13 protein-coding genes and 1 pseudogene are annotated in these 14,376 nt (G+C 44.7%); 9 read left to right on the top strand and 5 right to left on the bottom strand.

Annotated features, from left to right (window positions below):
* Positions 1 to 186: 186 nt before the first annotated feature.
* A complete protein-coding gene (locus tag BU200_RS01685) occupies positions 187 to 2,655 on the top strand; it encodes a YhgE/Pip domain-containing protein (protein ID WP_075098508.1) in 2,469 nt (822 codons plus the stop codon).
* Positions 2,656 to 2,857: 202 nt separating this feature from the next.
* On the opposite strand, the gene BU200_RS01680 is transcribed toward BU200_RS01685, so the two are convergent.
* The gene (locus BU200_RS01680) at positions 2,858 to 3,823 is read right to left on the bottom strand and encodes a S66 family peptidase (protein WP_075098507.1); all 966 of its coding nucleotides are present in this window, start codon (positions 3,821 to 3,823) and stop codon (positions 2,858 to 2,860) included.
* Positions 3,824 to 4,261: 438 nt separating this feature from the next.
* Here BU200_RS01680 and BU200_RS01675 point away from each other — a divergent pair, with 438 nt between their 5' ends.
* The 5 genes from BU200_RS01675 to dltD are packed head-to-tail and all read left to right on the top strand — an operon-like array spanning position 4,262 to position 8,758.
* Positions 4,262 to 4,393, top strand: a complete 132-nt coding sequence (locus BU200_RS01675) for a teichoic acid D-Ala incorporation-associated protein DltX (protein ID WP_075098506.1) — start codon at positions 4,262 to 4,264, stop codon at positions 4,391 to 4,393.
* 6 nt (positions 4,394 to 4,399) lie between these two features.
* Positions 4,400 to 5,950, top strand: coding sequence for a D-alanine--poly(phosphoribitol) ligase subunit DltA (dltA, locus tag BU200_RS01670; RefSeq protein ID WP_425328993.1), 1,551 nt, complete (start codon positions 4,400 to 4,402; stop codon positions 5,948 to 5,950).
* Complete coding sequence (gene dltB / locus BU200_RS01665) at positions 5,947 to 7,191, top strand: D-alanyl-lipoteichoic acid biosynthesis protein DltB (protein WP_075098505.1); 1,245 nt, start codon at positions 5,947 to 5,949, stop codon at positions 7,189 to 7,191. The genes dltA and dltB overlap by 4 nt, the downstream gene beginning before the upstream one ends.
* A gap of 12 nt (positions 7,192 to 7,203) precedes the next feature.
* On the top strand, positions 7,204 to 7,443 hold the full coding sequence (dltC, locus tag BU200_RS01660) for a D-alanine--poly(phosphoribitol) ligase subunit DltC (protein WP_075098504.1): 240 nt from the start codon (positions 7,204 to 7,206) through the stop codon (positions 7,441 to 7,443).
* Positions 7,436 to 8,758 carry a D-alanyl-lipoteichoic acid biosynthesis protein DltD gene (dltD, locus tag BU200_RS01655; protein WP_075098503.1) on the top strand — a complete coding sequence of 441 codons (1,323 nt, stop codon included), beginning with the start codon at positions 7,436 to 7,438 and terminating at the stop codon, positions 8,756 to 8,758. The genes dltC and dltD overlap by 8 nt, the downstream gene beginning before the upstream one ends.
* An 872-nt stretch (positions 8,759 to 9,630) precedes the next feature.
* Here dltD and BU200_RS01650 read toward each other — a convergent pair.
* Both BU200_RS01650 and BU200_RS01645 read right to left on the bottom strand, forming a co-directional pair.
* Positions 9,631 to 10,455, bottom strand: coding sequence for a formate/nitrite transporter family protein (locus BU200_RS01650; RefSeq protein ID WP_244912626.1), 825 nt, complete (start codon positions 10,453 to 10,455; stop codon positions 9,631 to 9,633).
* An 89-nt stretch (positions 10,456 to 10,544) separates the two neighbouring features.
* Positions 10,545 to 11,114, bottom strand: coding sequence for a TetR/AcrR family transcriptional regulator (locus BU200_RS01645; protein WP_075098502.1), 570 nt, complete (start codon positions 11,112 to 11,114; stop codon positions 10,545 to 10,547).
* Positions 11,115 to 11,260: 146 nt separating this feature from the next.
* On the opposite strand from BU200_RS01645, the gene BU200_RS01640 reads away from it, so the two are divergent.
* Positions 11,261 to 12,136, top strand: a complete 876-nt coding sequence (locus tag BU200_RS01640) for a cation diffusion facilitator family transporter (protein ID WP_075098501.1) — start codon at positions 11,261 to 11,263, stop codon at positions 12,134 to 12,136.
* Between the two features lie 69 nt (positions 12,137 to 12,205).
* The gene (locus BU200_RS01635; protein WP_075098500.1) at positions 12,206 to 12,787 is read left to right on the top strand and encodes a DNA-3-methyladenine glycosylase; all 582 of its coding nucleotides are present in this window, start codon (positions 12,206 to 12,208) and stop codon (positions 12,785 to 12,787) included.
* A gap of 264 nt (positions 12,788 to 13,051) precedes the next feature.
* On the opposite strand, the gene BU200_RS01630 is transcribed toward BU200_RS01635, so the two are convergent.
* Positions 13,052 to 13,618: an LOG family protein gene (locus BU200_RS01630; RefSeq protein ID WP_075098499.1), complete on the bottom strand. Its 567-nt coding sequence runs from the start codon at positions 13,616 to 13,618 to the stop codon at positions 13,052 to 13,054.
* Complete coding sequence (locus BU200_RS01625; protein ID WP_075098498.1) at positions 13,615 to 13,935, bottom strand: MazG nucleotide pyrophosphohydrolase domain-containing protein; 321 nt, start codon at positions 13,933 to 13,935, stop codon at positions 13,615 to 13,617. Before BU200_RS01625 ends, BU200_RS01630 begins: the two co-directional genes overlap by 4 nt.
* Before the next feature lie 319 nt (positions 13,936 to 14,254).
* Between BU200_RS01625 and BU200_RS10880 the strand changes: the two are divergent.
* A pseudogene (locus BU200_RS10880) lies at positions 14,255 to 14,376 on the top strand (IS5/IS1182 family transposase); the annotation flags it as partial.

The following is a 14,376-nucleotide window of genomic DNA, read 5'->3' as shown; positions in this document are numbered from 1 at the left end:
ACACTATATCACATTTTGGACAGGGTGTCTAATACTCGTCAACAAGCAAATCTGACCGTGCTTCTCACTTTTTTGAAAGTTTTCAAGCGGGTGAGGTTAGTAGGATCTAGCTTTTTCTTGATTTTTATCATTGAGAATAGGAAAGCTGGCTAGATCTTGTTTTGATAGGGTGTAAAGGAGAAGATCATGTTAGAACAATTGAAGTATGTCTTAAAAAAACCAAGCCTGTGGGTGGTAATGATAGGGGTTGCCTGTATTCCTGCTCTTTACAATTTGAGCTTTTTAACCTCCATGTGGGATCCCTACGGCAATGTCAAACAGTTGCCTGTGGCGGTGGTCAATGAGGATCAACCGTCTGAATTTCAAGGAAAAGACTTGAAGATTGGGCAGGACATGGTAGCGTCAATGAAAGAAAGTGAGAGTCTTGATTTTCATTTTGTATCAAGGAAAGATGCGGAAAAAGGCTTGGAAGCAGGGAAGTATTATATGGTGGTAACCTTGCCAACGGATTTATCACAAAAAGCTGCGACCCTTTTGACGGATCAGCCTGAGCAATTGAAAATCGAATATCAGACATCAAAGGGGCATAGTTTTGTCGCTGCTAAAATGGGCGAGTCAGCCATGAATAAGCTGCAAGAATCCGTGTCCGAAAATATCACCCAAACCTACACGAGGGCGGTCTTTTCGAGTATGTCACAATTGCAAGATGGCTTAGGGCAAGCTGCGGACGGGGCAGGTCAGCTCAACCAAGGAAGTCAGGCTCTTGCAACAGGTGGGCAGACCTTAGTAAATGGGATAGGGACGCTTGCAAGGGCTACTCAAACCTTGTCAGACGGGGCAGGTAAGCTTCGGTCAGGTCTTGTTCAATATACGGATGGTGTGGGCAAGGCAGCAACGGGAGGGGCTAGTTTGGAGAGTGGATTATTGCCTTATACAACCGGTGTAGCAAACCTAGCTGGAGGAGCAAGCCAGCTCGACAGCAAGTCAGCTGAATTACAGGAGGGGGTCAAGCAATTACAGGCAGGTCAAGACCGGATCCAAGAGTTAGTTGATGGTGCTGATCAAATGAGCAATGCTCTGTCTCAATTAGCTAGTGCAACAGCTTCGTCAAAAGAGCAGGAGGAAAACCTAGCCATTTTGACTCAAGGGCTTTCCAGTCTGCAGGCAGGAATCAATGACTTGAATAGGCAGGTGTCGGCTTTGACTGTTCCAAGCCTTGATACAGGAGCGATTACAGCTAGTATGCAGACGATTGGAGCGCAAGCGCAGGCGGTAATTGCTGCTGGCCAGTCAGATAAGGAAGCGAGTATAGCAGCCTTGCAAGCAACAGCTGCCTATCAGGCTATGGATGCTGGACAACAGGCAGAATTAGTGGCAGCTATTGAGACAAGCCCATCTTCGACTGTGTCACAGGCACAGGTGATTTTACAAGAACTCGCTAGCATGCAAACCACCCTCACTGCTTTAGGAAGCGCGGGTGAGATGGCAGGTCAGGTGTCAGGCTTGAAAGCAGGAGTGCAACAATTAGCGGATGGTGCCAATCAAGCCTTACCTGGTGCTACTACGGCTATTACAGAATTGTCGGGCGGTATCCGTCAAGCAAACGGCGCTCTTACTCAATTAGCGTCAGGTAGCCAAGTCTTATCAGGTGGAGTAGGACAGTTGCAGTTGGCGCTAACCAGTGGTGGTGATCGCCTCGCTCAAGGTGTGACCCTCTATACGAATGCAGTTTCCCAATTGAGTAGTGGGGCGAACCAACTGGCTGCAAACAATGCCAAGGTCATGGCAGGAGCGGATCAATTGGCATCTGGCCTTGCCACCCTAGAGAGCAACTCTGCTAGTCTTGTAACAGGTGCAGGACGACTAGCTGATGGTTCGAGCCAGTTGCAGGCAGGTGCAGGACAATTGCAAAATGGTGGGCAAGAACTGGTCACTGGGGTTGATAAACTCCAAGTAGGAACGGATAACTTAGCGGGCTCCTTAAGTCAAGCGCATGAGCAATTATCTCTTGTTTTTGTTGAGCCGACAAATGCAGATAGGGTATCAAAACCTGTCACACTATCTCATCGAGATGCTGACAAGGTTCCAACCAATGGGGTGGGGATGGCGCCCTACATGGTGTCGGTTGCCTTGATGGTCGCGGCGCTTTCAACCAATGTCATTTTTGCCAAGCGCATTGATGGAAAAGAGTATGAGTCACGTTCAGAATGGGCAGTGAATAAGTTAGCAATCAATGGGATGATTGCCACACTGGCCAGTGTGATATTGTACGGCTTGCTTCGTGTGATTGGGATTGAACCAAGTCATCCTCTTGCGACCCTTGGTCTGATTCTCCTTGCGGCGTGGACCTTCATGGCATTGGTCACAGCCCTGCTTGGTTGGAACAACCACTTGGGCTCGTTTGCAGCCTTGCTTCTCTTGCTGTTGCAGTTGGGTTCCAGCGCAGGAACGTATCCGATTGAACTAAGTCCAGACTTTTTCCAAAAGGTTCAACCCTATTTGCCAATGACCTATACGGTCTCTGGTCTCCGTCAAACTATTTCTATGAGTAATCAGATTAGTCACCAAGTGGCGATATTGAGCCTATTTCTGGTCGGCTTTATGATACTTGCTCTCCTCATTTTCCGTCCAGCGCAAGCACAGGATGGGAAGTAGAAAGATGGCGGAATAAAGTGTCTTATATCAAAACCAGTCCTCAATAAGATAGGACTGGTTTTTTATGTACGATTCTGTGTTGTGAGTTCTTAACGGACTTTGTGTCTTGGAATGGAGTTCGGGCTAACAGCTCGAAAAATAGACAATCTTTCCTAGAAGCAGTTGCTTTTGCGTCAAGATTCCTAATTTCCGGTCGCTTTTTTCACGCCCTCGTATCTTCTTCAACCTGCACGGTCATGGTCTGGGTGTCTACCCGAACTCTTGCTCCGATTGTAATAGTAAAAAGGGGTTGGGTGTGGGCAAAGTCCATATCGTAGATGACCGGAATGGTCTCTAGTACAGGGTATTTATCTAGGATATAGAGCAGCAACTCTTCGGTCATGCCACATTCTTTGGGAAAACGCCCGATGAGCACAGCTTTTGGCCTTGGGTAGGCTTGGAGAAGGGCGGCTAGCGCTCGGTCAAAGTTGTAGTAATCATCTTCTTCGGCTTCTTCTAAGAAGAAGAGGTAATTGTTTTCCTCTGGTGCATAGGGTGTTCCACGTAGAAGTGAGAAGGTTGATAAATTGCCGCCGAGAGCAATGGCATCGGCTTGTCCTTGGTGATACACTTTCCACTCGGTCTTGTGGAAGGTTAGTTCTGCATCAGGGAGATACCAGGCATTGCTTCCCCATTCCTTGCTCGGGGTCAAGTCATAGGAAGTCTGGGTCAAGGCTTTCAGCCAACTCTCGGTCTGGTAATCTTGAAGGGATTCCATTTTGAAGCTCGAATAGGCAGGACCCATGTAGGTTTGAAGCCCTGTCTTAGCATAAATAGCGTTGAGTAGGGCTGTGGTGTCCGAATAGCCACAAAAGGGTTTGGGATGCGTTTTGATTAAGTCATAGTCTAGGTAGGGGAGGAGTTCATTGCAGTTAAACCCACCGATTGTGGTTAAAATCATGTCCACACTATCATCTAAAAAGGCCTCGTGCAAGTCTGCTACACGGCTTTCGATAGAGGCAGAATCGAGCAAATCATGCTCGTTGTAATGTCTTGAAAATGAGAGCTGAAAACCAAGACTTTCCAAACGATCTTTTGCTGCACGATTAGCGTCAAAGCCGCCCATTCGCTCGATCGATGACGATGGACTGACAATGCGAATATGGGCATTTTTTCTAAGTTTTTTCATGGGTTAACCTCCTTGTTGATACGGTCGTTTCGTTTGCTTTTAGCCCAAACCCCATTCCAAGATACAAAGCCTGTTAAAGACCCCAAATGTGCCCTTTAAGGTATTAACAATCACTTCGGATTATGCCCGCTTACGGATAAGGCAAACTAGGAAATTTGACGAGCAAAAAATTCCAGTGGAGGTTTTCAGTCTATTTACTAAAAAAGTTAGGCAAAACTGTATTAGCTAAAAGTAACACAGTTTTTGTGCAGAGTTTAGGGTGTGTTTAAGAGAAACGAAACAACTAGGTCTTGTCATTATAGGCTTTTTTATATGAAAATGCAAGGTCACAAAAAGAGAATTGTTGCGAAGGTTATGGGCAATCGTTTTATAATTGAATATTTCCCATAAAACATGGTAAAATAGAGTAACTATTTTTGAATAGAAGAGTGATTTGAAATGAAGAAGCGTCAAACCCTATGTAAGTTTGTAGGACAAACCCTACTGTACTTCGTGATTTTTCTAGCCCTATTGTACTTTTTCTCTTACCTTGGACAAGGACAAGGTGGCTTTATTTATAATGAATTTTAGAGGTAAATGGTGACACAATTGATGATAAAGGATATGATTGAAACAATTGAGCAGTATGCAACGACCCAACCCGACTTTCCCGTCTATAATATCTTGGGTGAAGTGCATACCTATCGAGATTTAAAAGAGGATTCGGATAGTCTCGCAGCAAAGATTGACAGCCTTGATTTACCGGCAAAATCTCCAGTCGTTGTCTTCGGCGGACAAGAGTATGAAATGCTTGCGACCTTTGTGGCGCTTACCAAGTCTGGTCATGCCTATATTCCGATAGACAGCCACTCTGCCTTGGAGCGTATATCGGCCATTTTAGAGGTAGCAGAACCCAGCTTGATTATCGGGATTGCTGATTTTCCTTTGGAGGTGGCAATACCTCTGCTAGGTCTCTCGGAGCTTAAGGATACCTTTGCACAAAAAACGGGTTACGACATCACGCATGCGGTTAAAGGAGATGAGAACTACTACATTATTTTCACCTCTGGTACAACAGGTAAGCCCAAGGGCGTGCAAATTTCCCATGACAACCTGCTTAGCTTTACCAACTGGATGATTAGGGATAAGGAATTTGCGACACCCAGCCTACCCCAGATGTTGGCACAGCCTCCGTATTCCTTTGACCTCTCCGTCATGTATTGGGCACCAACTCTAGCCTTAGGGGGCACCCTATTTGCGCTACCAAGCAGCATGGCGCAGGACTTCAAAAAATTATTTGCGACGATTTTAGAATTGCCGATAGGCATTTGGACTTCAACACCCTCTTTTGCTGACTTGGCGATGTTATCGGAAGATTTTAATGCTGAGCAGATGCCACACATCACGCATTTCTATTTTGATGGTGAGGAGTTGACGGTTAAAACAGCTCAAAAGCTCCGCGAACGCTTTCCGAATGCACGGATCATCAATGCCTATGGTCCGACCGAGGCGACCGTTGCGCTTTCAGCAGTAGCGGTGACAGATGAGATGTTGCAAACGCTCAAGCGCCTGCCAATCGGCTATACCAAAGAGGATTCCCCAACCTTTATCATTGATGAAAATGGGAATAAATTGCCCTTTGGCGAGCAGGGAGAAATTATCGTCACGGGTCCTGCGGTCTCTAAAGGCTATATAAACAACCCTGAAAAGACAGCCGAAGCCTTCTTTGAGTTTGAGGGACTACCAGCCTACCATACAGGAGATGTAGGCTCGATGACAGAAGATGGACTGCTTCTATATGGCGGTCGAATGGATTTCCAAATCAAATTCAACGGTTACCGCATAGAGCTAGAAGATGTCTCTCAAAATCTCAATAAGTCGCAATATATCAAGTCTGCTGTCGCTGTCCCGCGCTACAACAAGGATCACAAGGTACAAAATCTGCTAGCCTATGTGATTCTGAAAGAGGGGGTGCGCGAACAGTTTGAACGTGATATCGATATTACCAAGGCCATCAAGGAAGACTTGGAAACTGTCATGATGTCCTACATGATGCCGTCCAAATTCCTGTATCGGGAGAACTTGCCTTTGACACCAAATGGGAAGATCGACATCAAGGGCTTGATTAGCGAGGTAAATAACCGATGATGGATTTTCTCAAGCAAGTACCGCATTTGGAACCTTATGGGGAACCCCGGTACTTTGTCTATTTGATTGCAGCAGTGTTACCCATTTTTATCGGTCTCTTTTTCAAGAAGCGTTTTGCCTGGTATGAGGCATTGGTGAGTCTTGCTTTTATCATCTTTATGCTGACCGGGGATAGCCCTGCCCAACTCGTAGCTCTCTTCTTTTATGTGACCTGGCAGTCCAGCTGGGTCTTTAGCTATAAATGGTATCGGGCGAAGAAGGACAATAAATGGATCTTTTATCTCCATGTTTTACTAGCAGTCCTACCCCTAGCCTTGGTCAAGGTCATGCCTACCATTTCAGGTCACCAATCGCTCTTTGGTTTTCTAGGGATTTCGTATCTGACCTTCCGTTCGGTCGGAATGATTATTGAAATGCGAGACGGTGTTTTAAAGGACTTTAGTCTTGGGGCATTCTTACGCTTTCTACTCTTTATGCCGACTTTCTCTGGAGGTCCGATTGATCGCTTCCGCCGGTTTGAGGAGAATTATAGAACGATCCCTGATCGCGATAAGCTACTCGATATGCTTGAAGTGGCTGTGCGCTATATTATGCTGGGATTCTTATATAAATTTATCCTAGCCCACATCTTTGGTTCCATGATTTTGCCACCGCTCAAGCAGTATGCCCTATCGCAGGGAGGCTGGTTTAATCTACCGACTTTGGGTGTCATGTATGCCTTTGGTCTTGATCTATTCTTTGACTTTGCAGGCTATTCCATGTTCGCTGTTGCGATTTCCCATCTGATGGGGATTGATAGTCCACGAAATTTTGACAAGCCCTTCTTGTCACGTGACCTCAAGGAGTTTTGGAATCGTTGGCATATCAGCCTATCATTTTGGTTCCGTGATTTTGTCTTTATGCGCTTGGTCATGGTATTGATGCGCAATAAGGTCTTTAAAAACCGCAATACAACGTCGAGTGTGGCATACTTGCTCAATATGTTACTGATGGGCTTGTGGCATGGTGTGACCTGGTACTATATCGCCTACGGTCTCTTTCATGGTCTGGGCTTAGTTGTCAATGACGCTTGGATTCGCAAGAAAAAAGCGCTCAATAAGGAACGAAAAAAAGCAGGACTGGCACCCCTGCCTGACAATCGCTGGACACAAGCTCTAGGAACGCTAGTGACTGTCCATGTTGTAATGCTGTCATTTTTAATCTTTTCAGGATTTTTAAATGACCTATGGTTTAAGAAATAAAAGGAGTTTTCTATGGATATTAAAGCAGAAGTGATTGAAATTATTGATGAATTGTTTATGGAAGACGTATCAGACATGATGGATGAAGACTTGTTTGATGCGGGGGTTTTAGACAGTATGGGAACGGTGGAGCTGATTGTTGAAATTGAATCTCGTTTTGACATCCGCGTACCTGTGTCTGAATTTGGACGTGATGATTGGAATACGGCTCAGAAAATAATCGAAGGAATTGCGGAGTTGAGAAATGCTTAGGCGTCTGTGGCTGATCTTAGGCCCGGTCTTTTGTGCAGCCGTGTTGGTGCTTCTCTTGCTCGTTTTTTATCCGACCAAGCTTCGCCACAATATTGAGGCAGAAAAGCGCTCTGCTGTGACACTGACCGCCACCAGTTTTAAGGGACGGTTGCAAAAAGTTCAAGCACTGACAGATCCCGACTACCGTTTTGTTCCTTTCTTTGGCTCGAGCGAGTGGTTGCGTTTTGATAGTATGCACCCATCTGTCTTGGCAGAGAAGTATGACCGCAGTTATCGTCCGTATTTGTTGGGACAACGTGGTGCAGCTTCACTCAACCAATACTTTGGCATGCAGCAGATGTTGCCAGAACTTGAAAATAACACGGTTGTCTATGTCGTATCCCCCCAGTGGTTTACCAAGACGGGCTATGATGCTAGTGCCTTTCAGCAGTATTTCAACAGCGACCAGTTGACCAGCTTCTTGACACAACAGGCAGGTGATCTACCAGCCCATCATGCAGCAGAGCGGCTCTTGCAGCTCTATCCCAATGTTACCATGGCAGATATTGTCAAGAAAGTGGCAGATGGGACAGACCTATCTGCGTCGGAAAATCAGTTGCTTGAGTTGATGGCGCGTGTCAATAAGCGTCAGGATATTTTCTTTAGTAGCTTGATCCCTAGCTATAATCATCATTATGATCGCCGTGTCTTGCCAGAATTGGAACAGCTACCAGCAGAGTTTTCCTATGAAGCCCTTGAGGAAGTTGCCATTCAAGAAGCGAAAGAACATACAAAGACCAATGATTTAGGTATTGACGACCGCTTTTACAAGAAACGATTGAAGTCAAAAATCAAGCAATTAGAGGGAAGCCAGAAAAATCTATCCTATCTCAAGTCTCCTGAATATAATGATTTGCAGCTAGTCCTACATCAGTTTGCCCAATCAAAGACCAACGTCCTCTTCGTTATTCCGCCAGTGAATGCCAAGTGGATGGCATATACCGGTCTACGTGAGGGTATGTACCAGCAGACTGTTGAAAAGATTAAGTATCAATTGCAAAGTCAGGGCTTTACCAACATTGCTGATTTTTCAAAAGATGGTGGCAAACCCTACTTTATGCAGGATACCATTCACATGGGCTGGCTCGGTTGGCTCGAATTTGACAAGGTCGTTGATCCCTTTGTCGCCAATCCCCAACCAGCCCCGACCTACCAGCTAAATCCAGCCTTCTTCAGCAAAGAATGGGCAAATTATGATGGGAATCTAAGATACGAGGACGTTAAACAACTCCTAGACAAAATAGGCAAACGAAGCAGATTGTCTTGCAATCAATGAGTTTGATCTTTTTGTCAGTGAGTTGTAGTCCGAGTTCAGTTAAACAAGATACGAGGACGTAAAAAAAGCGACTGAAAATTAGGAAACATGACGCAGAGATTAGAGAGAGTTTGCTTCGCAAACTTCTATTTCCCGCCTCTCAAGGTATACTATACCTTGAGAGCTAGGAATGTTTATCCCTAAAGGTAGCCGCAGCTGACACGAGTTGCACTCGTTCTATCTCCAACCTTCAACAGTCTATCCCCCCAGACTGTTGAAGTAACTAAAGTTGCAACTGTTGCGTCCCCCTAAAGGGAGCCGTATCTGTAACCAATTAAAATTGGAACAGCTACGTCTCTTTTTTCCGAGCTGTTAGTTCGATTTCAATTACCCAAGATACGAGGACGTAAAAAAAGCGACTGAAAATTAGGAAACATGACGCAGAGATTGGAGAGAGTTTGCTTCGCAAACTTCTATTTCCCGCCTCTCAAGGTATACTATACCTTGAGAGCTAGGAATGTTTATCCCTAAAGGTAGCCGCAGCTGACACGAGTTGCACTCGTTCTATCTCCAACCTTCAACAGTCTATCCCCCCAGACTGTTGAAGTAACTAAAGTTGCAACTGTTGCGTCCCCCCTAAAGGGAGCCGTATCTGTAACCAATTAAAATTGGAACAGCTACGTCTCTTTTTTCCGAGCTGTTAGTTCAATTTCAAAATACAAAGCCCGTTAAAACTGACAGCTACCTCAAGCAGTTTGTCTTTGTATAAGAAGCAGATTTGAGTTAGAAACTATACCAAAAATAGGAGTCCGCAATCGCGAACTCCTATTCATTTTTTTCCATAAAAAGGAACTGGAGAGATAATGGTTTTTGACGAGTATAAACTGTAATTGTTAGTCCACATAGACAGTTGATTGCGCATTCAACCAGCTATAAAGCAGTCCCATGATCAAGCCGCCACCGACAAAATTTCCTAGACCCGAGAAGAGGAAATTAGATAGGACAGATAGGATATTCATGCCTTCAACGGGACCACCTGTCGCAAAGATAGCAAGCGAGAAGCTTGAAAAGTTTGCAATAACGTGTTCAAAGCCAAAGAAAGCAAAGATAAAGATGATGAAAATGACAGAAATGGCTTTTCCAGCATCGTCTTTTATTTTCAGAAAGGCAAAGACAGCGATATTGACGACCATATTAGCGAAAATCCCTTCGATAAACTGGGTCAGAGGTGCTTTCGCGATTTTTGCAATCGTGCCTTGTATCAGATAGCTATCAGTTGCCACATGCCCGATTGAAAAAGGAACCGTGTGGCTTAACAAGAAGCAGATCAGTACCGCTCCAACAAAGTTAAAGAGAATACAGGTAGCTAAGATTTTCAGGGCTGTCTTGGTCGGAATAACCCTGCGGTAGATAGCGACCGTCATATACATCATATTGGAGGTTCCCAGTTCTGCATTCATGTAGAGAATCATGAGAAGCCCCCAGCCGAACAGGAAGCCATAGCTAAATTTTCCTAGCCCGGGGACCACATGTTCCAACTTATCTGCTGTATAGAGTGAAATCGTAATCCCCAGCGCCAAATAGACGCTTGCAAAAATAGAGCGTAGCGCATAGGCCCAGTAGTTGCTTTCAATCAAAGCTGCTTTTTTCTTGATACTTTTATCAAGCGTATACATTAGGGTTTGATCTTGTGTTGCCAAAATAGATACCAACTTCATATTTAATTTGATAGTTTTATCACAATCTATTATACTATACCAAAAAAAGTCAGAAAATGTAAGGGCTTTTACAGAGAAAATTCATCTTTTTATGATTTCTTGTGTTCGGCTACCTGATCAAGCGCATAGGGAGAACGACTACCAATCACTTCTAAGAAGTAGCTGGCAATGGTCTGCTCATCAATCAGTTGCCGTTGCTGCAACCACCAGTTAATGGTTTCGATAAAGGTCGTTGAGACAAAATGTTCTAAAAAACTTTCAGGAATCTGCTGTTTTTGGCGGATGAGCGGTGTGCGGACAAGTGGAAAGACATAGCGGTGCAACTCTGTTTTGAGACGTTTTGTAAAATATAAATTATTAGACAGTAAAAGGGTGGCAACCTTGTCTTGGTTATGTTTAAAATGGTAGAAGATATGGGCAAGGGTTCCATGAATATCGCTTTGGGCATGAGGTTTGGCAAAGCTGTGGGCAAAGAGGTCCTCGCAGACCTCCTCCAGTAATATCTCCTTGCTTTCAAAATGGCTATAAAACGTTGAGCGCCCCACATCTGCCAAATCGATAATCTGCTGCACTGTAATCGTATCGTAGTGCTGCTGGTTGAGCAAGTGGATAAAGGCTTGGTAAATAGCTGCGCGTGATTTTTTGATTCGTCTGTCCATAGTTTTCGTACAAATAAGGCAGATTGTCTGATAACAAACACCCAGACCAATCTGTACCTTGTTTCTTTCTCTAGAATGATGGATAATATTATCGAACAAGCTGTTCGTTTTTAACCATAGTATACATCATTTTGGAGGAAAAGACTATGTCTACCCATAAGAATATTTGGATCGCCTGCTGTTTAAATCTTGGCTTTGCCATCTTGGAAGCAGTGTTTGGAGTTCTCTTTCACTCCAGTCTCATTCTGGCTGATGCTGTCCATGATGCAGGAGATGCCCTTGCGATCGGGCTTTCTGCTCTCTTTGAATCCTATGCAAGAAAGAAAGCAGATGACCGCTATACCTTGGGATACAAACGGTATAGCCTACTGGGAGCGCTCCTTGTGTCCATCATTCTGATCACGGGCTCGCTCTTTGTGATCCGTGAAAATATCCCCAAGCTATTAGCACCAGAAAAGGTAGATCACCAAGGTATGTTTGTCCTTGCGCTTTGTGCCATTGCAGTGAATCTTGTGGGCAAATGGATGATGGAAAAAGGTCATAGCCAACATGAAAAAATCCTTAGTCTACATTTTCTTGAAGACCTATTAGGATGGTTGCTGGTGCTAGTGCTATCTGCTATTTTCCAATGGACAGACTGGTATATCTTGGATCCCCTCTTTTCTCTGCTTATTGCTGGCTTTATCTCATATAAGGCGCTGGGGCAATTCTGGGAAAATATAGAGCTGGTGCTTGAAGCGACACCGAAAGGAATCAATAGGGAAAAACTGGCACAGGAATTGGAGACTATTTCGGCTCTTGAAGCTGTCTTGCAGCTACAAGTCTGGACCTTGGACGGCTTAGAACATTGTGCAATGGTGCACATTCAAGTGAAAGATGGAGAGGATATGCGCGAAAGCAAGCGGTTGGTTCGCATCAGATTACAGGACTACGGTATCCGTCAGATAAGCATAGAATGTGACAGTAGTTCCACAACACATGGGTCTCACGAGCAGGTGAGTGAAAACATACTCAATAACTAGCAGAGTATCCTTTTGCTTTGGGGCAGACTATCAATAGGAGTTGTTCTTACTTTATGCTATAATCAAAGCATGTTAGCCAAGGAATTTGAAATCATGATGAAGACAGATACAGTTGAGACGGCCAAAGCCCTGCTAGGTATGGATCTGTATCTGGACGAGCAACTACTAGGACGAATTGTGGAAGTGGAAGCCTATCTTGGAAGTGAGGATAGCGCCTGCCATAGTGCGCGTGGCAGACGGAGCAAGAAAAATGCCTCCATGTACTTAGCAGCGGGACATTGGTATGTCTATCAGATGTATGGCTATGCCCTCTTAAACCTCGTGACCAAGCCTGAAAATGAGGCGGAAGCCGTCTTGATTCGGGCGCTTCAAATGCCAGACGGACAAATTCTTGGCAATGGTCCGGGAAAAATGACACGTCAAACAGGGATTTCCATGCAGTTTGATGGAGACTATATGCCGAACTCCCGCCTACAAGTGAAACCCGGTGCTATGCCCTGCAATATTGCCGCCCGTCCCCGTATAGGGATTACCTGCCAAGATGAATGGAAGCTGGCGCCACTTTGCTTTTACGTCGCTCATAACCATCATGTTTCCAAAATTTCCAAGAAAGGCCTACTGGAAGACTGGGAGACATGGTTATTGGACTAAGAACGTTTTAGAAGAGGCTGAATGGCTTTAAGTATCGATAGCTGGTACGACGAGCTTGTTCGAGGGGGATGCTTTGCCGCTGGACTGTTAAGCTTGGAGATAAAATGGGTAGGACGTGTGTCAAACGTTCTTGTATCTTATAATTGAACTTGGACTAAAACTCGGAAAAAAGAGCCGTAGCTGTTCCGGTTTTAAGTGGTTACAGATACGGCTCCCTTTGGAGAATAGGCTAAAAACCTCTACTGGGGCTTTTTAGTCTATTTCTTATTTTCGATATTCACGCGCAGTGGGCGGCTGGTAGGTCGCGATAAACTGTTCTATTTGTTCCAGATTGTCGGAAAAGAGGGTCTTTTCACGGTCTTCTTGGGTTAAAAAACCTGCGCTTACCATGGTATCAAAGAATTGTTCCAAGGCGTGATAGTAGCCTGCACTATTAAAGAGGATACAAGGTTTGTCGTTTTTACCAATCCTTGCCCAAGAGATGACCTCGCTGATTTCTTCCAAGGTACCCGGACCTCCAGGAAGAGCGATAAAGGCATCCGCCTCTTGGATCAAGGCCAGTTTGCGCTCTGACATCGTATCGACCGTACGAAGCTCTGATAGATGAGGATGAGCGAGTTCACGCTCTTTCAAAAATTCTGGAATAATCCCAATGACCTGACCGCCGTGTGCTAGAACAGTATCTGCAATTACCCCCATCAGTCCTGTATTTCCACCACCATAGACGAGTGTGTGCCCGTTTTCGGCAATCCAATTTCCGAGAGCAATTGCTCCGTCTTGATAGACGGTATCCTCTCCCAAACTTGCTCCACAATAGACGGTTACTTTCATGCTTCCTTAAACCTCTCTTCTAGTTTTCGTTTATGACTTGCCATGATTTCCTCGAGAGAAATCTGGTATTTATCCGCGATGATAAAGAGGTTGTCTAGGACATCACCTAGCTCCTCGCGAATATGGAGGAGATTTTCTTCCGGATTGCTGACGGGCTCATCTGGTCGATCGCGCCCAATCTCCATTTTTCGAATGGCCTGCGCCAATTCTCCCACCTCTTCACAGAGAAAATTTGCCCGAATGAAAGGATTGTAGGCATACCAATTACGCTCCTTGTAAAAGCGACTGACCCAATCCTGATATTCCCGAATGTCCATAGTGTCTCCTACCCATATTTTCTTTTCTAATAGTATAGCATAAGTAGATAAGGATAGCGAGAGAAAGTGAATATAGGAGACTGACTAATGATGAGGTTATCACTTTTGATTTTTATTGGGGAGTATAAAGCATACCATACCAAAAAGGGGCTGGGACAAAATGCGCCCACTGAAAAGTCATCTCTGACACTTTTATAGAAGCGTGATCACTCGTCCAGCGAGTAGTCATGATTTTTTCTTTTTTGGGGACCTCTAAAAACTTCCTAAATTTCCCCAAAATGAGATAATTGGGGAATAAAAAGTAATGAGGAGATCTGTCATGCATTTATTCACAGACGATGAAAAAATCTTGTCAAAACTATCAGAGAAAGGCAATCCCTTAGAACGTTTGGATGCCGTTATGGATTGGAATATCTTTCTTCCTTTGTTGTCAGAGTTATT

Source organism: Streptococcus acidominimus, from assembly GCF_001921825.1.
GTDB classification, from domain to species: domain Bacteria; phylum Bacillota; class Bacilli; order Lactobacillales; family Streptococcaceae; genus Streptococcus; species Streptococcus acidominimus.
Note: the sequence above shows the minus strand (reverse complement) of the source record. Positions and strands in the feature narration are given on the sequence as shown.

Coding starts and splice junctions, on each gene's coding strand:
- dltC (WP_075098504.1), top strand. CDS start 7,204: ATGGATATTAAAGCAGAAGTGATTGAAATTATTGATGAATTGTTTATG.
- BU200_RS01675 (WP_075098506.1), top strand. CDS start 4,262: ATGAAGAAGCGTCAAACCCTATGTAAGTTTGTAGGACAAACCCTACTG.
- dltA (WP_425328993.1), top strand. CDS start 4,400: ATGGTGACACAATTGATGATAAAGGATATGATTGAAACAATTGAGCAG.
- BU200_RS01640 (WP_075098501.1), top strand. CDS start 11,261: ATGTCTACCCATAAGAATATTTGGATCGCCTGCTGTTTAAATCTTGGC.
- BU200_RS01635 (WP_075098500.1), top strand. CDS start 12,206: ATGTTAGCCAAGGAATTTGAAATCATGATGAAGACAGATACAGTTGAG.
- BU200_RS01625 (WP_075098498.1), bottom strand. CDS start 13,935: ATGGACATTCGGGAATATCAGGATTGGGTCAGTCGCTTTTACAAGGAG.
- BU200_RS01630 (WP_075098499.1), bottom strand. CDS start 13,618: ATGAAAGTAACCGTCTATTGTGGAGCAAGTTTGGGAGAGGATACCGTC.
- dltD (WP_075098503.1), top strand. CDS start 7,436: ATGCTTAGGCGTCTGTGGCTGATCTTAGGCCCGGTCTTTTGTGCAGCC.
- BU200_RS01685 (WP_075098508.1), top strand. CDS start 187: ATGTTAGAACAATTGAAGTATGTCTTAAAAAAACCAAGCCTGTGGGTG.
- BU200_RS01680 (WP_075098507.1), bottom strand. CDS start 3,823: ATGAAAAAACTTAGAAAAAATGCCCATATTCGCATTGTCAGTCCATCG.
- BU200_RS01645 (WP_075098502.1), bottom strand. CDS start 11,114: ATGGACAGACGAATCAAAAAATCACGCGCAGCTATTTACCAAGCCTTT.
- dltB (WP_075098505.1), top strand. CDS start 5,947: ATGATGGATTTTCTCAAGCAAGTACCGCATTTGGAACCTTATGGGGAA.
- BU200_RS01650 (WP_244912626.1), bottom strand. CDS start 10,455: ATGAAGTTGGTATCTATTTTGGCAACACAAGATCAAACCCTAATGTAT.